This is a genomic window from Streptomyces cinnamoneus (assembly GCF_014650495.1).
In the GTDB taxonomy this organism is placed as follows: domain Bacteria; phylum Actinomycetota; class Actinomycetes; order Streptomycetales; family Streptomycetaceae; genus Streptomyces; species Streptomyces cinnamoneus.
On the sequence record NZ_BMVB01000024.1, the window covers coordinates 98953 to 106813 of the forward strand.

Below are 7861 nucleotides of genomic sequence, written 5' to 3' on the forward strand. Positions count from 1 at the left end.
GACCGGCGACGCGGGCACGGGCGCGGGCACGGGTGCGGGCACGGGCACGGGTGCGGGCACGACGTGCGGGGGGTGGCCGTGAGCGGTGCGTGGTGGCGGACGCTGCGGGAGTCGGCCCGCCCGCAGGGCGACGTGCGGCGTCGCAACGCCTCGGCCTGGCTGCCGCACGTGACGCGGATGCGCGAGCGGATGCAGTCCTTCGACGACGCCGACGAGGTGGACATGGCGGTGGTGGGCTGTGGCGCGGGCGGCGCGACGTTCGCCCAGCGGCTCGCGCACGCCGGCTGGCGCGTGGTGTGCCTGGAGGCGGGCCCGTTCTGGGACCCGGAGAAGGACTGGGTCAGCGACGAATGGGGGTCGCACCACCTGTACTGGAACGAGCCCCGGGTCGTCGGGGGCACCCACCCGGTGCCGCTCGGCTCGAACAACTCCGGTCGCGGCGTGGGCGGTTCCATGGTGCACTTCGCGGGGTTCGCCCCGCGCCTGCACCCCTCCGACTTCCGTACGCACACCCTCGACGGCGTGGGCGTGGACTGGCCCCTGGCGTACGGGCAGCTGCGGCCGTTCTACGAGCGGCTGGAGCGCGAGCTGCCGGTGGCCGGCCAGTTCTGGCCGTGGGGCGACCCGCACCCGCACCCCCATCCGCCGCACCCGGTCAGCGGCAACGGCGAGGTGATGCTCGCCGGCTGCGCGGCGCTCGGCATCGAGGCGCGCGTGGGCCCGGTCGCCATCGCCAACGGCCGCTTCGGCGACCGCCCGCACTGCATCTACCGCGGCTTCTGCCTCCAGGGCTGCAAGGTGAACGCCAAGGCGTCACCGCTGATCACGCACGTGCCCGACGCGATCGCGCACGGCGCGGAGATCCGTGCCGACGCGATGGTCACCCGGGTGGAGACCGACCGTGCGGGCCGCCGGGTGACGGGCGTGCGGTACGTGCGCGGCGGGCGCGAGCGCTTCCAGCGGGCGGCGGCGGTCGCCGTCGCGGGCTACTCCATCGAGACGCCGCGGCTGCTGCTGAACTCCGCCACCTCCCGCTTCCCGCAGGGCCTGTGCAACGACCACGACCTGGTGGGCCGGTACGTCATGGTGCAGGGCGCGCCGCAGACCGCGGGCCGTTTCCCCGACGAGATCCGCATGTACAAGGGCCCGCCGCCCGAGGTGAGCAGCGAGGCGTTCTACGAGACGGATCCGTCGAAGCCCTACCGGCGCGGCTTCTCCGTCCAGACGGTCTCGCCGCTGCCCATCATGTGGGCCGAGCACGTGGCCGCGCAGGGCCACTGGGGCACGGACCTGCGGCAGCGGATGGCCGATTACGTGCACTGGGCGACGCTGGGTGCCCTGTGCGAGTTCCTGCCGCAGGCCGGAAACCGCGTCACGCTGGCGGAGGAGAAGGACCGGCACGGACTGCCCGTCGCCCGCTTCGACCACGGCCACTGCGCCAACGACGACCTCTTGATGGAGGCGGCGCGCGAGGTGATGGAGGAGATCCTCAAGGCCGCGGGTGCCACCGAGCTGATGACGGTGGAGCGGTACGCGCACCTGGTGGGCGGCTGCCGGATGGGCCGCACGCCTGCGGAGGGCGTGGTGGACGGCGACCTGCGGACGTTCGCGATCCCCAACCTCTTCGTCACCGACGGCAGTGTGCTGCCGACCCAGGGCAGCGCCAACCCGGCGCTGACCATCATGGCCCTCGCCGACAGGGCCGCCACCCGACTGATCGCGCAGCGCCCCGGGAGGACGTCATGACCTGCGACCGGCCGGTCGAGGCGCTGGAGGTCTCGGCCTACACCATTCCCACCGACGCCCCGGAGGCCGACGGGACGCTCTCCTGGGACTCCACCACCGTCGTCGTGGTGGAGGCCCGCGGCGGCGGGGAGACGGGGCTGGGCTGGACGTACGGGCCGGCCGACACGGGCACGGCCGTCACCGGCCTGCTCTCCGGCCACGTCCTCGGGCGCGACGCGATGGACGTGGCGGGCGCGAACGAGGCGATGGGCCGCGCGGTGCGCAACGCCGGCCGGCCGGGGCTGGTGGCCGGTGCGCTCTCGGCCGTGGACATCGCCCTGTGGGACCTCAAGGCCCGGTTGCTGCAGGTGCCGCTGGTCCGCCTGATCGGGGCGGTCGCCGAGACCGTGCCGCTGTACGGCTCCGGTGGCTTCACGACGTACCACGACACGCATCTGGCGGCGCAGCTCACCAGCTGGGTGCACGGGCACGGCATCGAACGCGTCAAGATCAAGATCGGGGAGTCCTGGGGCCGGGCCGTACCCCGCGACCTCGCCCGGGTGCGCCACACCCGGCAGACCATCGGCCCGGACACCGCCCTGTACGTGGACGCCAACGGCGCCTACACGCGCAAGCAGGCGGTGCGCGTCGGGCAGGCGCTGGCCGACATGGGCGTCGGCTGGTTCGAGGAGCCCGTCTCCTCCGACGACCTGGAGGGGCTGCGGCTGGTCCGTGACCTGTGCGCCTGTGACATCGCCGCCGGCGAGTACGGCTACGACCTGCCCTACTTCGCGCGGATGGCGCCCGTCGTCGACTGCCTGCAGGCGGACGCCACCCGCTGCGGAGGGATCACCGGATGGCTGCGGGCCGCCGCCGTCGCCCAGGCCCACGGGCTGGAGATCTCGGGGCACTGCGCACCGCACGTGCACGCGCACGTCGCGGCGTGCGTGCCGAACCTGCGGCACATCGAGTGGTTCCACGACCATGCGCGCATCGAGGGGGCCTACTTCACCGGGGCCCTCGACCCGTCGGGCGGCACGGTCCGGCCGGGTGCGGGCGGCGAGCCGGGCCACGGGATGGGGTTCCGGCACGAGGAGGCGATCGCCCACCGCGTGCTGTGAACCGCTGCCCCGATGCCCGTCATCCCTGCGCGAGGAGCTCCGCATGAACGACGTCCAGGACGCCACCACCCGCTACCTGATGTACGGGCTGCTGCCCGGTTGGTTCGTGCCCGGGATCGCCGACTGGGCGTTGCACCGGCGCACCCGTATCGAGGACACGTCGGGGACGAAGGAGTCGGCGATCCACGCCCTGATGATGACCGAGGTGGGCGTGCCGTTGGCGCTGACGCTGCTGTGCGAGGTCAATCCGCTGCTGATGACCGTGCAGCTGGGGGCGACGGCGGCGCACGAGGCCACCGCCCTGTGGGACGTGCGGACGGCGGTGCGCAGCGACCGCGAGGTCACGCCGGTCGAGCAGCACGTCCACAGCTTCCTGGAGACCCTGCCGTTCGCCGCCCTGGCCTCGCTGATGTGCCTGCACCCCGGCCAGGTGCGCTCCCTGCTGCGCGGCGGCCGGGGCGACCCCCGCGCGTGGCGCCTGGTGCCGCGCCGTCGTCCGCTGCCGCGCGGCTATCTGGCCGGCATCGGGCTGGGGGTGGCGGCGTGCGTGGCGCTGCCGTACGCCGAGGAGTTCGTGCGCTGCGTGCGCGGGTCCCGGCGGCGCAGGAAGAACCGCACAGAACGAGAGTTCGTGGAAAGGAAGTCATCATGAAGGTCGCATTCCTCGTGGCGCCCCAGGGCGTGGAGCAGATCGAGCTGACCACTCCCTGGAAGGCGGTCGAAGAGGCCGGCGGCACGCCGCAGCTGGTGTCGACGAAGCCCGGGAAGGTGCAGGCGTTCCACCATCTCGACAAGGGCGACACGTTCCCCGTCGACAAGGTGGTGGACGAGGTGGGGGTGGCGGAGTACGACGCGCTGGTGCTGCCGGGTGGCGTGGCCAACCCCGACTTCCTGCGCATGGACGAGCGGGCCGTGGCCTTCGCACGGGACTTCTTCGGCGCGGGCAAGCCCGTCGCGGCGATCTGTCACGCGCCGTGGACGCTGGTGGAGGCCGACGTGGTGCGCGGCCGCACCCTCACGTCGTGGCCGAGCCTGCGCACCGACATCCAGAACGCGGGCGGCTCGTGGGTGGACGAGCAGGTCAAGGTGTGCACGAGCGGCCCGAACACGCTGATCACCAGCCGTAAGCCGGACGATCTGAAGGCGTTCTGCGAGGCGTTCACGGAGGAGTTCCGTGCGGCACGGGGCGGGGGTGGCTGACGCGGGCGTGCCGGCTGGGTGAGAAGCCGCTGCCGGGCGTCCGCGCGGGGCGGCGGCTGACGGGCGGCGGTCGGCCGCCCGGGCGGAGGTGGTGTGGGGTGGACATCGGGCACATGAGGAAACGTTCACTGGGCCTCGTGGGGTAGCCGGCGCGTTGGCCCCCGTCGTAGGCCGGGGCGGGAGATGCCGCTACGAAGGCCAGCCGAGGAAGCGAGCTGCGGGCGCCGGTGCCCGGCGCCGGCACATCAGCGGATGAACCGCGCAGTCGGAGCAGAGCACTACCTCGCACAGTTGGGGAAGCCGCGGCAATCGGGCACACCGATGCTGCAAGCGGGTACGGCACGGCGTCGGGCAGACCCCAGCCGTCGTCGGGCTGCCAATGTGCCCAGCCGGTGTCCCACCACGCCTCGCCGCGCTCCAGGGCTGCCGCCAGGGAGCGCGACTCCTCCCTTACCCGTTCCGCCTCCCCTTCGGCGAAGCCGCCACTCGCTGCCCGCGCCTCGAAGTGCTCGACGTCCTTCCAGCGGTAGGGACTGCCGTCGCCGGGGACCCACATGTCCAGTTCCAGGTCCAGGGTGCCGATCCCATGCGTCGTTCTGCGGAACGGCCGCTGAAAGTTCGCACCATACATTTACCTAATAAGGAGCTACGCGGTTGCTAGGACGTGTCCGACGGGTCGCGTGACTGGGCAGTGCTGATGTCGTTCTGGCCAGTGTGGGGCGAGGTGATCTGTCGGATCGGGAGTGGGCTCGACTTGAGCCGCACTTGCCGAAGAACACCGGTCGGGGCAGGCGGTGGAAGGACCACCGGCGGGGCATCAACGGGATCTTGTTTCGGCCTACGGACCGGTGTCCCGTGGCGGAACCTCCCCAGGAGCGCGGTCACTAAATCCCGCTCGTGGTCGGTGAGTTCATGCCGACGACGCACTCAGTCATCATGGATCACTCAGGCGCCCCTTTGAAGACGGGCCATAGTGCCCCACCGGGTGCGGTAACGGGGCTGGTAACCGAAGCTACCGGCCCCGCACACATCCACTCAGTTGTCGACGATCACAAAATACGCCTCACCATTGATGATGCGGGCTGAACGGGTCGCTTGGGCCAGCTCGTTGCCCGCCGCCTCGTTGTCCTTCTCGGTGACATGGGAGCGCACGCACGCCGCCGTATCGGGGTCGCCCCGCATGACCCTCACATTCGCCACATCCCACACGCCGCCAACCTCCTTGGGCAGGATGTCCACACACAGGTTGTTGGGCTTGCCGCCCTCAAAGGACCGGGCAAAGGGGAACTCGTCACAGGAGTCTCCCGGTACCAAAAGAGGGTCCGCCGGGAACGGGTACGGGAGGTTCGTGCACGTCCTACGGCGCTTGGCCTTCGTCCAGGACTCATCGGAATTAGGGTCGCGGTGCAGGGGGTTCACCTTGGTACCGGTGACAGCGGACTTGAGTTTCTTCTGCGCCCACTCGTAGCTGACGGCGGCGGCCCTGTACTGCGACTTGTGGAACGTCACGTTGGCCATGTGCGTATCGTCGGCGCAGCCGGGCCCGTTACCGACCTTGTTGTCACAGCGAAGCCAGGGGCCCTGCCAGTCCAGCGAGGTTCTGCCGGGCGTTCCGGGCGCGAGGATCGTCCCTGTCATGTGGTAGAGGGGCTGGGATCGTGTCTCGCCGTCCTTGACGACCGTGGTTCTGTACGTGATCGACGTGAGGAGCTCCCTGCCCACCGCCGGAAGGACCGCTTGCCCGCCGCCAAAAGCCGCGCCGCCCGTGCACGGGCCGGTGCAGTCGGCCCTCAGGCCAATCGTCATCTTGGGCATGTCGGGTGTTTTCTGAGTGATGGCCGCAAGGACCTTCTCCTCCCACTCGGTTTTGCCGACCCTGGCCGAGGTGACGACGACGCCCTCGGCGTGCTCGCTCACCTTCCCGTCAGCACCACGAAGTTCGTAGCCGATCGGGTGCTGTACGCAGTACATACTGCGGGAGGTGTTGACCTCCTTTTTGTTTTCCATGCACAGATCGAGCGGATCGGCCGGGTCGACGTCGGGGTCACGGGCCGCGACGCGGGCCGTAGCCGGTCCGTGGGCGCCGGCCAGGCGGCGCATGGCGGCCAGGTCGCGGGCGGTGGCCGGGCCGCCCGTCCTGAAGCAGAACCAAGCGGCGCCCTGGCGCCGGAGTGCGGAGCCAGGGGCGGTGGCCGCGCAGGTGCCGTGGCCTTGGGGGGCCGCCCGGCCGGCCGACGGCGGTGCGGCGGCGGCCGGTGAGGCGCCCAGGGTGAGAAGGGCTGCGGTGAGGGCGAGCGCGGCTATGGCCGCCAGCAGTCGTCTGGCGCGTTTCAAAGGTGGTCCTCCCTTTTCCGGTGGCATGTGAATCCACTCGGGATCGAACCGGCGTAGTGCCCGTCTGCGTCAGGCAGAAATGGGTCTTCCATGATCGTTCCTCGGCCCGTTCGGGCCTCACACTGCCGCCCGTCTTCGAAGCGTCACTTCCGCGGTCGGCGGGACGCGCGGGCAGGGCGGCCGTCGCTGGGCCGCCCAATGCGGCAGCGGCGGCCAGGCGTCGCCCCTGACAGGGCACGGCGCCATCGGTTCGGTCTTCGGCCCCGTCCTCAGTGGTGACGATGTAAACCTGGTAAGGGCATGTTCGCTTTCTCCTTGTTTTCCGATTAGTTGTGTTCCGTGCCCGTGCTGGATGCGGTCGGGGGTCATGCGGAAGCTGCCAGGTCGGTCGTCGGGATCGGCGCATCTCCTTCCGGCTCAGCGCCGGACATCGTCTGGCTCGATTCGCTGGATTCTCTTCTGTCGCGCCGATGCCTCTCTGCCCCCCCATCGTTCATAGGGCCGTTCACGCTGGCGCGCAAACATTCAAGGCGCCACAGCCGTCCCAGGTCCTCGATTTTCAGAATGCGCAAGTTGGCCGAATACCGTGACGGCTTGGTGGCAGTCGGCCGCGCCGACAGACGATGAAATCCGTTCTGGCAGTCGCCGGCCGTCGAGGCGACCGTCGAAATCACGACCGAAACAGCCCATTTGTGCGGCGGCGATGGCGGATCTTAGCAACGCAGATGAAATCCTGATGAACCCCGGGAAGGTCAAGACTGTCCAAGGTCCATTGAAGGGCGTGAGTTCCGCCTCGGACCGGCTGATTCCGTCATCGTCACTGCATCGCTGCCGACGCTAAATTCGCCTCAATCGACCACCGCTCCCCACCACATAACTGGCAGGGTTCCGGCCCGGGCCGACATGGCGCCCGGCCGAAGAAAGGGCATGATGAGCCACTTGAGAACTCCCGGCCGCAGGGCCAGAGGGCTGATCGCCCTCACCGTAACCGCTGCATCGACGCTCGCCGCCATAACTGCCGTGGCCGGCCCCGCCGCCGCCCAGGGCGCCACCCCCGCCGCCGACGCCAGCGCCGTTCAGGCCGGGCAGTCCTGCACGACGTCCGACCTGGGCAAGCGCCACCCGTTCATCAAGTCGACCGAAGTCGCCCCGACGATCACCCACTTCAAGGGCTGGTACGTCACCGCCGGCTCGACCGGAAGCCACTCCGTCTCCACCAACACCCAAACGTCCATCTCCGTCTCGGTGGGCCTCAACGGCAACATCCAGGGCAGCTTCGGCAGCGAGGCCCTCGGCATGGTCGGAGCGAGCCTGGGCCTGAACGTCCAGGTCAACTACTCCTCCACGTCCAGCGTGTCCGACACGGTGAACTGGAACTTCAACCAGCCCGGCTACTACGGCGTGTACAAGGGCACCAAGAAGGTCACCGGTACGTACGGCAGCCTCAACTGCAACCGCGTCCAACAGGGCGACGGCAGCTG

7 protein-coding genes and 2 pseudogenes are annotated in these 7861 nt (G+C 70.1%); 6 read left to right on the forward strand and 3 right to left on the reverse strand.

Annotated elements, in window-relative coordinates; translation table 11 throughout:
* Positions 1-78: 78 nt before the first annotated feature.
* Genes IE182_RS26395 through IE182_RS26410 form a run of 4 tightly spaced genes read left to right on the forward strand, consistent with a single transcriptional unit; the run spans position 79 to position 4046 of the window.
* Complete coding sequence (locus IE182_RS26395) at positions 79-1746, forward strand: GMC family oxidoreductase (RefSeq protein ID WP_229845115.1); 1668 nt, start codon at positions 79-81, stop codon at positions 1744-1746.
* Complete coding sequence (locus IE182_RS26400) at positions 1743-2846, forward strand: enolase C-terminal domain-like protein (protein WP_190112438.1); 1104 nt, start codon at positions 1743-1745, stop codon at positions 2844-2846. Before IE182_RS26395 ends, IE182_RS26400 begins: the two co-directional genes overlap by 4 nt.
* Before the next feature lie 43 nt (positions 2847-2889).
* Positions 2890-3498: a diguanylate cyclase gene (locus IE182_RS26405; RefSeq protein WP_190112439.1), complete on the forward strand. Its 609-nt coding sequence runs from the start codon at positions 2890-2892 to the stop codon at positions 3496-3498.
* Positions 3495-4046, forward strand: a complete 552-nt coding sequence (locus IE182_RS26410) for a type 1 glutamine amidotransferase domain-containing protein (RefSeq protein WP_190112440.1) — start codon at positions 3495-3497, stop codon at positions 4044-4046. Before IE182_RS26405 ends, IE182_RS26410 begins: the two co-directional genes overlap by 4 nt.
* Here IE182_RS26410 and IE182_RS32945 read toward each other — a convergent pair.
* On the reverse strand, positions 4006-4677 hold the full coding sequence (locus IE182_RS32945; protein WP_506417125.1) for a DUF402 domain-containing protein: 672 nt from the start codon (positions 4675-4677) through the stop codon (positions 4006-4008). The two genes, IE182_RS26410 and IE182_RS32945, sit on opposite strands and share 41 nt — an antisense overlap.
* A gap of 83 nt (positions 4678-4760) precedes the next feature.
* Here IE182_RS32945 and IE182_RS26415 point away from each other — a divergent pair.
* Positions 4761-4917, forward strand: a pseudogene (locus tag IE182_RS26415) (transposase); the annotation flags it as partial.
* A 164-nt stretch (positions 4918-5081) separates the two neighbouring features.
* Here the strand turns inward: IE182_RS26415 and IE182_RS26420 are convergent.
* Positions 5082-6380 (reverse strand): NucA/NucB deoxyribonuclease domain-containing protein, encoded by a 1299-nt coding sequence (locus tag IE182_RS26420; RefSeq protein WP_190112441.1) that lies wholly within the window; start codon positions 6378-6380, stop codon positions 5082-5084.
* Between the two features lie 365 nt (positions 6381-6745).
* Entirely contained in the window at positions 6746-7054 is a 309-nt protein-coding gene (locus tag IE182_RS26425) for a hypothetical protein (protein ID WP_190112442.1), read from the reverse strand.
* Between the two features lie 256 nt (positions 7055-7310).
* Between IE182_RS26425 and IE182_RS26430 the strand changes: the two are divergent.
* Positions 7311-7861: pseudogene (locus IE182_RS26430) on the forward strand (hypothetical protein); the annotation flags it as partial.